This window comes from Streptomyces sp. NPDC008001 (genome assembly GCF_042958085.1).
GTDB lineage: Bacteria > Actinomycetota > Actinomycetes > Streptomycetales > Streptomycetaceae > Streptomyces.
In genome coordinates, this window is sequence record NZ_JBIBIZ010000006.1 from 76327 (window position 1) to 89350 (window position 13024).

The following is a 13024-nucleotide window of genomic DNA, read 5'->3' on the forward strand; positions in this document are numbered from 1 at the left end:
CATTCCCAGGAGGCCATCCCATGTACGAGCCGATCCGGACGCAATCGGTCCACACCATGGCCGCACAGTGCTCCAGCATGCGCGGCCTGCACCGCTCCCGCGAGGAAGAGCTGGACATCCGGCTCGCGGGGCATCTCACCGCGCTGCTGACCATGACCGACGAGCTCCGTGCCCTCACGCCGTCCCGCGCCCTGGACGACGCCGCGGACCGGCTCGCCGACCGCATCACGCGCATGCGCGGCAGCGCACCCTTCCGCGCGGCCCCGTCGGCGGGTCACGCCGCCCCCGCCCGTATCGCCGCTCTCCATCAGCGCGCCCACCAGCTGGCCGGTCAGGCCCTGGCCGTGGCGACGACGGCCGGCGACACGGCGGGCGAGGCCCTCGCCGCCGAGCGCCTGGCCGCCCACGCCGCGGCTCTGGGTCTCACCGGCCCCGGCCGCTAGGACCCACCACTGGGACCCGCCGGCAGGACCCGCCCGCTCCGGATTCCCGGAGCGGGCGGCGCACGCCGGACGAGGGGCCCGACGAAGGGTCAGCCCAGCCGCTGGACCAGCGCCCGGTACTCGTCCCACAGCTCCTTGGGCGTGTGGTCGCCAAAGGTGTTGAGGTGCTCGGGGATGAGCGCGGCCTCCTCGCGCCACACCTCCGTGTCCACCGTGAGCAGCAGGTCGAGGTCCTCGCCGGAGATGTTCAGGCCCTCCGTGTCGAGCGCCTCGCGGGTCGGCAGGATGCCGATGGGGGTCTCGACGCCCTCGGCGCGGCCGTCGAGGCGGTCGACGATCCACTTCAGGACGCGGCTGTTGTCGCCGAAGCCCGGCCACACGAAGCGGCCGTCGGCGTCCTTGCGGAACCAGTTCACGTAGAAGATCTTCGGCAGGGCGGCCTGGTCCCGGTCCTTGCCGACCTTGATCCAGTGACCCATGTAGTCGCCCATGTTGTAGCCGCAGAACGGCAGCATGGCGAAGGGGTCGCGGCGCAGCTCGCCGACCTTGCCCTCGGCGGCGGCGGTCTTCTCGGAGGCGACGTTGGCGCCGAGGAAGACGCCGTGCTGCCAGTCGAAGGACTCGGTGACCAGCGGGACGGCGGAGGCGCGGCGGCCGCCGAAGAGGATGGCCGAGATCGGCACGCCCCTGGGGTCCTCCCACTCGGGCGCGATGATCGGGCACTGCGAGGCGGGGACGGTGAAGCGGGCGTTGGGGTGGGCGGCCGGGGTCTCCGAGGCCGGGGTCCAGTCGTTGCCCTTCCAGTCCGTCAGGTGGGCGGGCTGCTCCTCGGTCATGCCCTCCCACCACACGTCGCCGTCGTCGGTGAGGGCGACGTTGGTGAAGACGGAGTTGCCCCAGAGGGTCTTCATGGCGTTGGCGTTGGTGTGCTCGCCGGTGCCGGGGGCGACGCCGAAGAAGCCGGCCTCGGGGTTGATGGCGTAGAGGCGGCCGTCCTCGCCGAAGCGCATCCAGGCGATGTCGTCGCCGATGGTCTCGACCGTCCAGCCGGAGACGGTGGGCTCCAGCATGGCGAGGTTGGTCTTGCCGCAGGCGGACGGGAAGGCCGCGGCGACGTACTTGGCCTCGCCCTGCGGCGGGGTCAGCTTGAGGATGAGCATGTGCTCGGCCAGCCAGCCCTCGTCGCGGGCCATGACGGAGGCGATGCGCAGGGCGTAGCACTTCTTGCCGAGCAGGGCGTTGCCGCCGTAGCCGGAGCCGTAGGACCAGATCTCGCGGTCCTCGGGGAAGTGCGAGATGTACTTGGTGGTGTTGCAGGGCCAGGGGACGTCGGCCTCGCCCTCGGCGAGCGGCGCGCCGAGGGTGTGGACGGCCTTGACGAAGAAGCCGTCGGTGCCGAGCTCGTCGAGGACGGCCTGGCCCATCCGGGTCATGGTGCGCATGGAGACGGCGACGTAGGCCGAGTCGGTGATCTCGACCCCGATGGCGGACAGCGGGGAGCCGAGCGGGCCCATGCAGAACGGGACGACGTACATGGTGCGGCCGCGCATGGAGCCGCGGAAGATGCCGCCGTCGCCGTCCTTGCCCCGGAAGATCTCCCGCATCTCGGCGGGGGCCTTCCAGTGGTTCGTCGGACCGGCGTCCTCCTCCTTCTCGGAGCAGATGAACGTGCGGTCCTCGACGCGCGCCACGTCGCTGGGGTCGGAGGCGGCGTAGTACGAGTTGGGGCGCTTGACCGGGTCGAGTTTGGTGAAGGTGCCCTTGGCGACGAGCTCCTCGCACAGGCGCTCGTACTCCGCCTCGGAGCCGTCGCACCAGACCACGCGGTCCGGCTGGGTGAGGGCGGCGATCTCGTCGACCCAGGAGATCAGCTCCTGGTGCTGGGTGGGGGTGGTGGGAGCCGCACTGCTGCGCGCCACGATCGCTCCGTCCCGCCGGAAACCACGCTGCCCCGGCGTCGATATTGAGGGTTGAACGGATCCGCCGACCGCTGCCGGCTGTGCCTGCCCGGCCCGCGAAGTCCGTACTCACTGGATGGTGCCCCTTGGGGGCTGCGACCCAGACGCTTCGTGACCGCTCATCCGGTGCCGCCCGCACTCATTTGATCATCCGACTCCGCTGACATTCTGTCCAGGGGGCACCCCCGTGACCATCGCCACGTGATACTGATCCGTAACTTACGGTGGCGTAGGTAGCATGTCGCGCATGACTCCCGCGCCCGACGCAGCGCCCTCCGCGCTCCCCGCGCCCGCCGGCGCCGCGGCTGCGGCAGCCCTCCCTGCCGACGCCGCGTCCTCCGCCGCCCTCACGCCCGCCGAGCCGCCGCCCCCGGTCAAGCCGCACCTGCGCGGCTGGCTGCACGCGGGCATGTTCCCCGCCGTGCTGATCGCCGGCGTCTTCCTCACCGCCCTCGCCGACAGCACCCGCGGCCGGATCGCCTGCGCGGTCTACGTCCTCACCGCGGGCTCCCTGTTCGGCATCAGCGCCCTTTACCACCGGGGCAACTGGAGCCCGCGCGTCAACGCGGTGCTGCGCCGCCTCGACCACGCCAACATCTTCCTGATCATCGCCGGTACGTACACCCCGCTGACGATGCTGCTGGTCCCCGGCAGCCGGGGGCAGGTGCTCCTGTGGGCCGTGTGGGCGGCGGCGGTGACGGGCATCGCCTTCCGCGTCTTCTGGCTCGGCGCGCCGCGCTGGCTCTACATCCCCTGCTACATCGCCATGGGCTGGGCCGCGGTCTTCTTCCTGCCCGACTTCCTGCGCGCGGGCGGCATCGCCGTCCTCGTCCTGGTGGTCATCGGCGGCCTGCTCTACAGCGCGGGCGGCGTGATCTACGGCATCAAGCGGCCGAATCCGTCGCCGCGGTGGTTCGGCTTCCACGAGGTCTTCCACTCGCTCACGCTGGCGGCGTTCATCGTGCACTACGTCGGCATCTCCCTGGTGGCCTACAACCACGCCTGAGCCCCGCCCACCCGCAACGGCCGCGACCCCTGAGGTCGCGGCCGTTTTTGCATGCCCGGACGACACCCCCGTGGCCGTCCGCACACCTCACCGTAGCGAAGGTTACTGCCGATTGACAGTCTCAGTCTTTTGAGAGTTACTGTCATTTGACTCCAACTCGCTGATTGCGGAGGTGTGCCCATGAGCACCCGGCCCGATCCCCGCCGCTGGTGGGCCCTCGGCGCACTCGTCGCCTGCATGCTCGTCCTCGGCTTCGACGGCACGATCCTCAACGTCGCCCTGCCGGCGATGGCCGCCCAGCTCGGCGCCGACGCCGCCGAGCAGACCTGGATCGCCGACTCCTACCTCGTCGTCTTCGCCGCCCTGATGCTCCCCGCGGGCCTGCTCGGCGACCGGTTCGGCCGCCGCCGCATGCTCCTCGCCGGCCTCGGGACATTCCTCGCCGGCTCCCTCTCCGGCGCCTTCGTCACCAGCCCCGCACAGGTCATCGCCGCCCGCGTGGTCCTGGGCGCGGGCGCGGCGCTGATGATGCCGCTCGCCCTGTCCGTGCTGCCGTCGCTGTTTCCCGCCGAGGAGCGCTCCAAGGCCCTCGGGGCGGTCTCCGCCGCCTCCGCGCTCGGCCTGCCGCTCGGCCCGGTCGTCGGCGGCTGGCTGCTCGACCGCTTCTGGTGGGGCTCGGTCTTCCTCGTCAACGTCCCGCTCGTGGCCCTCGGCATCGCCGCCTGCCTCTTCCTCCTCCCGGAGACCCGCGACCCCGCCTCGCCGAAGGTCGGCCTCCTGTCCACCGCCCTGACCGTCACCGGCCTCGCCGCGCTCGTCTCCTGCGTCAACGAGGGCCCGGCGCGGGGCTGGGCCTCGCCGCTCGTGCTCTCCGCGCTCGCCACGGCCGCCGTCCTGCTCACTGCCCTGGTGCTGCGCGAGCGGCGGGCGGCCCGGCCGGTCCTGGACGTCACGCTCCTGCGCGACCGCGCGTTCCGCTGGAACACCCTGGCCGCGGCCCTGGCGACCCTGGTCCTCACCGGCCTGCTGTTCGTCGTGCCGCAGCACCTGCAGACCGTCCAGGGCCAGGACGCCTTCGGCACCGGGCTGCGCATGCTGCCGATGATGGGCGGCCTGCTCGTGGCCTCCCGCGCCACCGGGCCCCTCGTCCGGCGCGCCGGCCCCCGCGTCGTCATCCCCGGCGCCCTGCTGCTCCTGGCCGCCGCGGCACTGACCGGCAGCCGCACGGACGTCCACGAGGGCTACGGCTTCACCGCCCTGTGGCTGACGATCGCCGGCTTCGGGTTCGGCTTCGGGATCATCCCCGCCATGGACGGCGCGCTCGGGGCGCTGCCCCGGGACCGCGCGGGCAGCGGCTCCGGACTGCTGATGACGCTACGTCAGGTCGCGGGGGCGATCGGCGTCGCCGTGCTCGGCAGCCTGATCGCCGGCTCGTTCGCCGACCGCCTCGACACGCAGGGCCTGCCACGCGCCGCGGCCGACGCCGCGGGCGACTCCGTCGTCGCCGCGCACCAGGTCGCCGCGCGGCTGGGCGACGCGGCCCTCGCCCGGTCGGCGGACGCCGCGTTCGTCCACGGCCTGGACCTCGCCCTGCTCGCCTGCGGCATCGCGGCCGTCGCCGCCGCGCTGCTCACCGCCGTCTTCCTGCCCGGCAGGGCCCCCGCCGAGCCCGCCGGGACGGGCGCCCGCGAGGTGGTCCCCCGGAAGGCCGATGCCTGAGAATGCAGGCATGGCCCCCGCAGAAACACCTTCCGTCGCACAGGCCGCGCCGCCCCGGCTCGGACTGCGCGAGCGGAAGAAGATCCAGACCCGTGAGTCGATCCGCCGTGCCGCGTACCGGCTCTTCGAAGAACAGGGCTACGACGCGACGCCGGTCGACCGGATCGCGGAAGCCGCCGACGTCTCGCCCAGCACGGTCTTCCGGTACTTCCCGACGAAAGAGGACATCGTCCTCACCGACGAGTACGACCCGGCGCTGGAGGCCGCGATCCGTGCGCGGCCCGCGGAGGAGCCGCCGGTCGAGGCCGTCCGGCAGGGCGCCATCGCCTCGATGCGGGACATCGTCGCCCGCGACATGACCGAGTTCCGCCAGCGGGCCCGGCTCATGCGGGAGGTGCCCGCGCTGCGCCGCCGGGCGGCCGAGGGGCTGGGCGAATCGGGGCACATGCTCTGCGGCGTCCTGGCCGAGCGCACCGGGCGGGCTGCGGACGACATCGAAGTGCGCATCGTCGTCGCCGCGATCTTCGCCGCGATGAACGAGGCGCTCCTGTACTGGGACGAGCGCGGCCAGACGGAGGACGTCATCGCGCTCGTCGAACGCACGCTGGACGTCTTGGGCCGGGGCTTGACGCTGTAAGCCCCGCGCCGAGCGATACGGGCGGCCTGCGGCCCGCACGGCACCACCGGGCCGCCGCCGGTGGTGACTCGCCGCGGCGCCCGGGGTCGGGGGCCGCCCCCGGCCCCTGGCGCCACCGCACTCCCTCAGCTCAAGCGCAGCGTCAGCGTTTCCGGGTCCGTCGCCGGGGCGTCGCAGACGAAGCCGCGGCAGACGTAGGCGACCGGGCGGCCGTCGGCGAGGGGGCGGTTGGCGAGGAGGGGGACCTCCACGGCGGTGGGCTCGTCCGCGGGCGGCGGCGGGCCCACGGCGACGGCGAGGCCGGGGGCCGTGGACAGCAGGGCCGTGCGGTGCAGGTCGGCCGTGGCGGGATCGTCGGGCAGGCCGACGACGGCGACCTCGCGGGGCCCGTCGAGCAGCGCCTCGGCCACCGCCAGCCCCCAGCTGATGAAGCGCGGCGCCCGCGGGCCGAGTGCCCGCACCACCCCGAGCGCCCGCTCGGCGGCCTCGCGGTGCGCCGTGCTGCCCGTGTACGCCGCGTAGGTCAGGAGTGCGCCGCACGCCGCGGTCCAGCCGGAGGGCGTGGCGCTGTCCGTGGGGTCCTGGGGGCGGCGGATGAGGGTCTCCGCGTCGTCCGCCGTGTCGAAGAGCGTGCCGTCCGGCCCCGTGAACCGGGCGAGGACGGTGTCGAGGAGCAGGCCGGCGAAGTCCACCCACACGCCCTCGCCGGTGACGGCGCTGAGCGCGAGGAAGCCCTCGGCGACGTCGGCGTAGTCCTCCAGGACGCCCGCGTGGGCGCCCGCCTCGCCGTCGAGGGAGGTGCGGAAGAGCCGGGCGTGCCAGTCCATGTGCGTACGGACGAGGAGGTCGGCGGCGTCGGTGGCGGCCTGGACGAGGTCCGGCCGGTCGAAGTAGGCGCCGGTCTCGGCCAGCGCGGCGATGGCCAGCCCGTTCCAGGCGGCCACGACCTTGTCGTCACGGCCGGGCCGCGGCCGCTGCTCGCGCGCCGCGAGGAGCCTGCGGCGTACGGAGTCGAGCTTGCCGGCGTCGAGGAGCTGCTCGGAGTCCGGGAGCTGCAGGACGGAGCTGCCGTGCTCGAACGTGCCCTCCTCGGTGACGCCGAAGTGGGCCGCGGCGAGGAGCGCGTCCTCCTCGCCGAGCACCTCGCGCAGCTGCTGCGGCGTCCACACGTAGTAGGCGCCCTCGACGTGCCGGCCGCTGCCGTCGTCGCTGTCGGCGTCCAGGGCCGACGCGAAGCCGCCCTGCTCGGTGCGCAACTCGCGGACGAGGAAGTCCGCCGTCTCCAGGGCGACGCGGCGGGCGAGCCCGGAGCCCGTGGCCCGCCACAGATGCGCGTAGACGCGGCAGAGCAGGGCGTTGTCGTAGAGCATCTTCTCGAAGTGCGGAACCACCCACTCCGCGTCGACGGAGTAGCGCGCGAAGCCGCCGCCGAGCTGGTCGTAGATGCCGCCCCGGGCCATCGCCTCGCAGGTCGCCTGCGCCATCTCCAGGGCTCCCTCGGAGCCCGTGCGGGCGTGGTGGCGCAGCAGGAACTCCAGCGCCATGGACGGCGGGAACTTCGGGGCCCCGCCGAAGCCGCCCCGCACCGCGTCGAACTCGCGGGTCAGCCCGAGCAGCGCGGCGCCCAGCTCCTCGGCGGCGGGCGGCTGCGCGGGCGCGTCCTTGTCCGCGGGGACGCCGAGGGCGAGGGTGCGCTCGGAGAGCTCCCGCACGATGCGGCCCGCGACCTGCCCGACCTCCTCGCGCCGGTCGCGCCACGCGGCCCGTACGCCTTCGAGGACCTGCGGGAAGCCGGGCATGCCGTGCCGGGGGGCGGGCGGGAAGTACGTGCCGAAGTAGAACGGCTCGGCCTCGGGCGTGAGGAAGACCGTCATGGGCCAGCCGCCCTGGCCGGTCGCGGCCTGGACCGCCTCCATGTACACGGCGTCGACGTCGGGCCGCTCCTCGCGGTCCACCTTGACGGCGACGAAGTGCTCGTTGAGGAGCGCGGCGGTCGCCTCGTCCTCGAAGGACTCGTGCGCCATCACGTGACACCAGTGGCACGCGGAGTAGCCGACCGAGAGCAGAACGGGTACATCACGCCGTTTCGCTTCCTCGAACGCCTCGGGTCCCCACGGCCACCAGTCGACCGGATTGTCAGCGTGCTGAAGCAGATAAGGCGAGGTCATACCAGCCAACCGGTTCATACGATCCAGCCTCTCACAGCGCCTGGCGCGGCCGATGAAGCCTTCACGGGATCGCTTAGCTTGGCTGAATTACACTTGTGGGCCATCACGTGGTGGCCAGCTCACGCCTCCTTCGAACCGGGCGGCCCGACCCCTTCAGGACGGAGAGGTCTCTCTCTCGACATCCGACCGATAGCGCTCGGATTAGTCGTCGTTCGCTGGCGACCGGATCGCTCCCCGCCTTCGGACCGGCTGCACCACGCTGCGGATGCCATGCCAGCCCGTAAGCGATCGTTTAGCCGGCCCGGCCAGGAACCGATCAAGATCGCGTCGCTGGAAGATCCCATCAACGGGGCAGCTCCTTACGCAACCGGCCCAAGTTCAGCATCCGGTCGCGGTTCATCGACCCGAACGGGCTACGGCTGCCCCGCTCTGCCATCGATTCCACTAGCCCCGCCAGTCGCGAGCGGGAACGCGACGTTGCGGGCGGATGCAAGTCGACATGTTCGACCACCAGCTGACCATCCGTGCGCACCATAACCACAGGTTCGAGCGGTGAGCCGATCTCAACAGCCCTCTTCTTGTGCAAGTGACAGTAACTGAAGTACCTTGCTGCGCATGCGAGTTAAGGCATGGTCACCGCCTGCTGTCCTACTGACGGTCGATCTCGTGATCCTGACGCTGCGCGAGAGTCGTCTGCATGTCCTCTTGGTGAAGCGGGGCGAGGATCCCTTCCGGGGCGCACTCGCGCTACCCGGAGGATTCCTCAGCCACGATGGCGAGGAGATTCTGGACGCCGCCCACCGCGAACTGAGTGAGGAAACGGCCCTGACCTCCGGCTCGGTGCACCTTGAACAGCTGGCCGTGTACGGAAGCCCAGGTCGCGACCCGCGGGGCCGAGTCGTCTCCGTAGCTCACCTGGCGATCGCACCGGGGCTGCCCGACCCTGTCGCGGGGACGGATGCCACCGACGCCGCGTGGATTCCCGCAGAAGCCGTCCTGTCCGGCGAGGCTGTCCTCGCCTTCGATCACCGCCGAATCGCCGCGGACGGGATCGAACGCGCGCGCACCAAGATCGAATTCTCGGCACTGGCGACTGCGTTCTGCGGGGAGAGCTTCACCATCACAGAGCTGCAGCAGGTGTACGAGGCCGTCTGGGGTACCCCGCTCGACACCCGCAATTTCTATCGAAAGGTCCAAGCTGCGAAGGGATTCATCGTCCCCGCCGGCACGGACCGTAGGACCACGGGAGGACGGCCCGCACGGCTGTACCGGGCCGGTCCGAACACCGTGCTGTTCCCACCGCTGATCCGACCCGCGCCATCTGCGACGGAAGAGAACACGAGAGGGGAAGAGGAGTAGATGCCGAAAGGCCCGGTGGTGATTCTCACCGCCCTGAATCTTGAATATCAGTCCGTGCGCCAGAGGCTGGCAGATCTTCAGGTGCATCGCCATGAGCGCGGTACCCGGTTCGAAGTGGGCACCGTACGCGGCACACCGTGCCGCGTAGCGCTCGGCCTGACGAATAAGGGGAACCATTCTGCCGCGGTGATCGCGGAACGCGCGATCCAGGAGTTCTCGCCGGTGGCCGTGCTGTTCGTCGGAGTCGCCGGCGCCCTATGGGACGCCACCAGGCTGGGTGACGTGGTGATGGCGTCACACGTGTACGCCTACCACGGCGGGACCAGCGAGGACGACGGACTCAAAGCCCGTCCCCGGGCATGGGAAGCGCCGCACGGCATCAGCCAGCTCGCCTCGCACCTGGCCCGTTTGGACGACTGGGCGGACCCCACACCCGGTCACGAGGACGGACCACAGGTGCGTTTCGGGGCGATCGCCGCCGGCGAGATCGTACAGAACTCGAGGATCTCGGCCGAGGCGAAGTGGATTCGACAGCACTACAACGATGCGCTCGCCATCGAGATGGAGGCGGCCGGTGTGGCCCAGGCCGGCCACCTCAGTGGAGCGCCGGTGGCCATCGTCCGGGGGATCAGCGACCGGGCGGACGGCACGAAGAACAGTTCGGAGGACCACAACTGGCAGCCGCGGGCCGCAGCGAACGCGGCGGCGTTCGCCATCCGGTTGGCAGTGGAACTGGTGGGCGAGCAGGAGGAGGCCGCAACGCCCCTTGATGAGAGGGCCCGTTCGGCCGACCGGTTCGACCGGCGCGTCCGCAACACCGTCCACAACAGCACCGTCGGCATCATGGCCGGCTCAGTCACGGGCAGCAGTGTCCACATGAACGCGGCCACGGAGGCACCCGGTCCGACGGATCTAATCACGGAACTGAACGGATTCCGCGAGCAGCTGGGGTGGCACCGCACCGAGGGCGCCCTCGACGAGGACAGTTACCGGGAGGACCTGACCGATCTGGACTCCGCCCTCCGGTCGGCCGGGGAGCACACACCTGAATCGTCGAAGCGGACGGTCATGACGCTCAAGAGGCTGCGCGGGCTGGTCGCGGAGTGCCCCGCGCTGGTGGCCACGTTGGCTCCCATGGTTGCTGCTGCCGGTGACCTGGCATGAGCCACAACGGCGGTGCCGCGTACAACTCGGCGGCGTACAACTCCACCATCGGGATCCAGGCCGAGACCGTACACGACTCCAACATCTACATGGTCCACCCGGACGCCTCGCCGCAGGAGAAGTACCGGGTCGGCGTACAGCTTCTGGAGGACGGCGTCCCCAGCCGAGCCCGCGAAATGATCACTGATGCGATCGCCCGCGGCTACGACGGCGCGGAGGTTCGCTTCCATTGGGTGCTCGCCATGCTCAGCGCACGCACCCACCACGACCTGACCACCGAGGAGGTCGAGCGGCTGCGCTACGCCTCCCGGCTCGTGCGGCACTACGCCGAGGACGAGTGGAAGGAAGCCCTGCGCGTCACTTTCGACCTGTTGGCGGTACTCAGCACCACCGGCAGCGAGACCGGCCCAGTGCTGAAGCAGCTACAAGACTTGCCGCTCCGCCAGCACGACGCGATCCTCCGCCACCTCGACGTCATACTCACCGGAGGGCTGAAGGACGACCTGTGGGCGGAGACCCTCGGACGTGCCAGGGCAGAGCGCTTCGACAACGACCGGGCCCAGCGGGTCTGGGCCTACTTCGCACCCGCCCCCATCGGGGCGCGGGCCGTTCCGCCCCGCCCGAGCACCGCTGCCGCCGCCAAGGCGGCCCTCCCGGTCCGGGCGGCCCTGTTCGTCGTCAGCAGTGCGCTCCTCTGGGTCCTGGCACTGATCGCGGATCCGGCCCGGGCAATCGTCGAGTTACCCGTGGCACTCGGCGCGGGCCTGACCGCGGCCCGCTTCGGCGTCCGGTGGTGGGGCCGGGAGCCCAGGCCGGGCCTCGCGGCCGGGGCCCGCGTCCCGCACCCGCGCGACCCAGCCTCCGCCGAGGACGGGTTCACCAAGCGCGTCCGCCATTCGTTCGATCACTACTTCAGCGTTCGCCGGCCCCACGGGTTCACCTCGGACGCCTGGCTCGCCCACACGGTTCATCTCCGCAGCAGCCTCGCCGCCGAGATCGCGGACCTCTACCGAGAGAGCCGGATTGCTGTGGAGCGGGTCGACTGGCTGATCCGGTACCTCGCCGAGGACGCCCGAGATCGCTACAACAACGGCACCTTGTTCGATCAACACCGCCAGGACCAGACACCGGGCAGGACGAAGGCCCTGACCATAGCGGCCCTCGCTGTTCTGGTCGCGGCAGCCCTGGCCGCGTTCGGCACGGCGGCCTCCGGGGCCGCCCAACCGCAAGCGCTGTGGGCGTTCCTGGCCGTGCTCGGTGCGGCCTGGTCCGGGCACGCGACCGCTTACCGATGGCTGGAGGTACGGCGTGAAGAGCACCGGCTGGACCGGGAGGTTCAGGAGTACTCGGAGAATCTGGCTGCACGACAGATCGCCTACCAGCGCTGGAAGTCGTTCCTGGACGCCACGCGCCCCAGCGAACTGGAGATGGAGACCTGGCTCGCTTGCGATAAGACGACGTTCGTCGATGAGGCACTCCGGCACCACCGGCTCACCTGGCGCGACCTGATCACCCACACCATTCTGGTAGCCCCGGCTCCTTCGTACAAGCGGGGCCGGGTCCGAGGAGGCCCATGGCGGTACTCACACTACGTCTTCCGCCTGTTCCTGTTCACCCAGGACGGTATCCGCGAGATCAGTTCCGAGTTCAACTTTTCCGACGCGACGCGCAGGAACGAGGAGCGGAGCAACTACCGGTTCGACGCACTGACCTCCGTGCAGGTGACGGAGAACGCCGACACCGGCTACGACCTGGAGCTCGTCCTCACCAACGGACCGGCCAGAAAGATCCGCGTCAAGGACGCCGACGCCCATCAACTGGCACCGACCGAGGATTCGCAGGAAATCTCCGAGATCAACCTCAGCGCGGCCGGCTCCACCCACACCTTCCGCCTCCTGGAAGGGATAGCGGCGGACGGGAAGAGCTGGCTCGAACGGCACGGCCCCGACAGCCTGGCGCCCTTCCAGATCGCCGACTGATCCTTGACTCGAGCATAGGAGTGCCTGTGACCTGCACGGATGACGTCACCGAGGGCAAGATCCTGCTGGCCGAGTACGACCGGCTCAAGGAGGAACAGAAGACCCGTATAGGGTTTCGCGACAACCTGCTCTACTTCACGCTCGCCGCAGCCACTGCGGTCGTGGCGATCACCGCCCAGAGCAGGCAGTCCCGTCTGTTGCTCTCCGTTCCCGCGATCTGTCTGATCCTGGGCTGGACCTACCTGGTCAACGACGAGAAGATCTCGGCGATCGGCTGCTACGTCCGCGACCGTCTAGGACCGCGCCTGGGGCAACTCACCTCCGCCGACGGCGCAGTGTTCGGTTGGGAGGTCTACCACCGCAACGTTGCGGGCCGCACCGTGCGCAAGCGGCTCCAGACTGCGGTGGACCTGTTCACGTACCTGGTCCTGCCTATGGTCTGCACGACCGCGTTCTGGTGCTCTCCCGTCGTTCAGCCTCTGCTCGTGCTCGCTTCTCTGGGCCAGACGCTCGCCCTGGCTGTACTGGGCTGGCAGTTCCTGCGTCGTACGGAGCGGTAGTACCAGGCCCTCGCCAGGCACGCGCACGGCA

The 13024-nt window shown here is 70.8% G+C and carries 10 protein-coding genes; 8 read left to right on the top strand and 2 right to left on the bottom strand.

The window, feature by feature from the left end:
• Nucleotides 1-20 precede the first annotated feature (20 nt).
• Nucleotides 21-443, top strand: a complete 423-nt coding sequence (locus ACFZCD_RS16950; protein WP_391831460.1) for a hypothetical protein — start codon at nt 21-23, stop codon at nt 441-443.
• A gap of 89 nt (nt 444-532) precedes the next feature.
• Here ACFZCD_RS16950 and ACFZCD_RS16955 read toward each other — a convergent pair whose 3' ends face one another.
• Nucleotides 533-2362, bottom strand: coding sequence for a phosphoenolpyruvate carboxykinase (GTP) (locus tag ACFZCD_RS16955; RefSeq protein ID WP_391831462.1), 1830 nt, complete (start codon nt 2360-2362; stop codon nt 533-535).
• A 286-nt stretch (nt 2363-2648) separates the two neighbouring features.
• Between ACFZCD_RS16955 and ACFZCD_RS16960 the strand changes: the two genes are divergently transcribed.
• The 3 genes from ACFZCD_RS16960 (at nt 2649) to ACFZCD_RS16970 (ending at nt 5763) form a co-directional block, all read left to right on the top strand.
• The gene (locus tag ACFZCD_RS16960; protein ID WP_391831464.1) at nt 2649-3407 is read left to right on the top strand and encodes a hemolysin III family protein; all 759 of its coding nucleotides are present in this window, start codon (nt 2649-2651) and stop codon (nt 3405-3407) included.
• A gap of 180 nt (nt 3408-3587) precedes the next feature.
• The gene (locus tag ACFZCD_RS16965; protein ID WP_391831465.1) at nt 3588-5126 is read left to right on the top strand and encodes an MFS transporter; all 1539 of its coding nucleotides are present in this window, start codon (nt 3588-3590) and stop codon (nt 5124-5126) included.
• Between the two features lie 10 nt (nt 5127-5136).
• Entirely contained in the window at nt 5137-5763 is a 627-nt protein-coding gene (locus ACFZCD_RS16970; RefSeq protein WP_391831467.1) for a TetR/AcrR family transcriptional regulator, read from the top strand.
• 125 nt (nt 5764-5888) lie between these two features.
• On the opposite strand, the gene ACFZCD_RS16975 is transcribed toward ACFZCD_RS16970, so the two are convergent.
• On the bottom strand, nt 5889-7949 hold the full coding sequence (locus tag ACFZCD_RS16975; RefSeq protein ID WP_391831468.1) for a thioredoxin domain-containing protein: 2061 nt from the start codon (nt 7947-7949) through the stop codon (nt 5889-5891).
• Nucleotides 7950-8546: 597 nt separating this feature from the next.
• On the opposite strand from ACFZCD_RS16975, the gene ACFZCD_RS16980 reads away from it, so the two are divergent.
• From ACFZCD_RS16980 to ACFZCD_RS16995, 4 genes are read left to right on the top strand one after another with little or no spacing between them, the layout of a single operon-like run.
• Nucleotides 8547-9290: an NUDIX domain-containing protein gene (locus ACFZCD_RS16980; RefSeq protein ID WP_391831470.1), complete on the top strand. Its 744-nt coding sequence runs from the start codon at nt 8547-8549 to the stop codon at nt 9288-9290.
• On the top strand, nt 9291-10454 hold the full coding sequence (locus tag ACFZCD_RS16985) for a purine phosphorylase (RefSeq protein ID WP_391831472.1): 1164 nt from the start codon (nt 9291-9293) through the stop codon (nt 10452-10454).
• Nucleotides 10451-12433, top strand: coding sequence for a hypothetical protein (locus ACFZCD_RS16990; RefSeq protein ID WP_391831474.1), 1983 nt, complete (start codon nt 10451-10453; stop codon nt 12431-12433). Before ACFZCD_RS16985 ends, ACFZCD_RS16990 begins: the two co-directional genes overlap by 4 nt.
• Nucleotides 12434-12459: 26 nt before the next feature.
• On the top strand, nt 12460-12993 hold the full coding sequence (locus ACFZCD_RS16995) for a hypothetical protein (RefSeq protein WP_391831476.1): 534 nt from the start codon (nt 12460-12462) through the stop codon (nt 12991-12993).
• Nucleotides 12994-13024 lie beyond the last annotated feature (31 nt).

Excerpts from the sequence above, each read along its gene's own strand:
- ACFZCD_RS16950 (WP_391831460.1), top strand. The coding sequence starts at position 21 with ATGTACGAGCCGATCCGGACGCAATCGGTCCACACCATGGCCGCACAG.
- ACFZCD_RS16960 (WP_391831464.1), top strand. The coding sequence starts at position 2,649 with ATGACTCCCGCGCCCGACGCAGCGCCCTCCGCGCTCCCCGCGCCCGCC.
- ACFZCD_RS16965 (WP_391831465.1), top strand. The coding sequence starts at position 3,588 with ATGAGCACCCGGCCCGATCCCCGCCGCTGGTGGGCCCTCGGCGCACTC.
- ACFZCD_RS16970 (WP_391831467.1), top strand. The coding sequence starts at position 5,137 with ATGGCCCCCGCAGAAACACCTTCCGTCGCACAGGCCGCGCCGCCCCGG.
- ACFZCD_RS16975 (WP_391831468.1), bottom strand. The coding sequence starts at position 7,949 with ATGAACCGGTTGGCTGGTATGACCTCGCCTTATCTGCTTCAGCACGCT.
- ACFZCD_RS16980 (WP_391831470.1), top strand. The coding sequence starts at position 8,547 with ATGCGAGTTAAGGCATGGTCACCGCCTGCTGTCCTACTGACGGTCGAT.
- ACFZCD_RS16985 (WP_391831472.1), top strand. The coding sequence starts at position 9,291 with ATGCCGAAAGGCCCGGTGGTGATTCTCACCGCCCTGAATCTTGAATAT.
- ACFZCD_RS16990 (WP_391831474.1), top strand. The coding sequence starts at position 10,451 with ATGAGCCACAACGGCGGTGCCGCGTACAACTCGGCGGCGTACAACTCC.